1 pseudogene is annotated in these 637 nt (G+C 72.7%); it reads right to left on the bottom strand.

The features are described 5' to 3' along the window. Positions 1-512, bottom strand: a pseudogene (locus tag VR45_RS38665) (hypothetical protein); the annotation flags it as partial. Positions 513-637: the final 125 nt, after the last annotated feature.

Raw genomic sequence — 637 nt, 5'->3', positions numbered from 1 at the left:
GGCGGACCCGTCACGTCCGTCAGAAGGAAAAGAGCACGGCCGATGTGGCGCAGTGCGGCCGTCCGATCGCCGACCGCCGCTTCGGACAGGGCGAGTTGTCCCAGGACGGAGGCCCGGAGGCGCGGCGCCGAGGAACTGACGCGGCAGTCGGCGGCGGCTTGCGCCAGTCTCAGGCTCTGTCGCCGGTGGCCGAGTTCGTAGGCCTGGGTGGCCATGATCCGTAGCGTCATCGCCTGGGTGGCGGTGTCGCCCGCGAGACGGGCCAGGTCGAGAGCGAGGTGGTGGTACCGGCCGGCGAGGCCGTTGAGGTCGTCGTCGACGTGCATGAAGGCGCACAGGTAGCACAGCCGGGCGGTGGCTCCGAGGATTCCGGCGCGCCGGACCGGTGGAGCGGGTGCGGAGAGCATGTGCGCCGCCGTGGTCGCGAGGAACACGGCGAGTGCGACGCGGGCCCGGCCCCCGCCGTGGACGCGGTCGATCGTGGAGAAGACGGGCAGCAGCAGTTCGAGCATGTCCGGTTCCGCCAGGGGCCCTTCCTCGCCCATGGGTACCGGCAGGCCGATGAGGCTTCCCGGCAGGACCGGCAGCGGCCCCGTCGGCACGGTGACGCCCCCGCCGACGGGTGACGGCTGGTAGG

The sequence above is a fragment of the Streptomyces sp. NRRL S-495 genome (assembly GCF_000966955.1).
In the GTDB taxonomy this organism is placed as follows: domain Bacteria; phylum Actinomycetota; class Actinomycetes; order Streptomycetales; family Streptomycetaceae; genus Kitasatospora; species Kitasatospora purpeofusca.
Note: the sequence above shows the minus strand (reverse complement) of the source record. Positions and strands in the feature narration are given on the sequence as shown.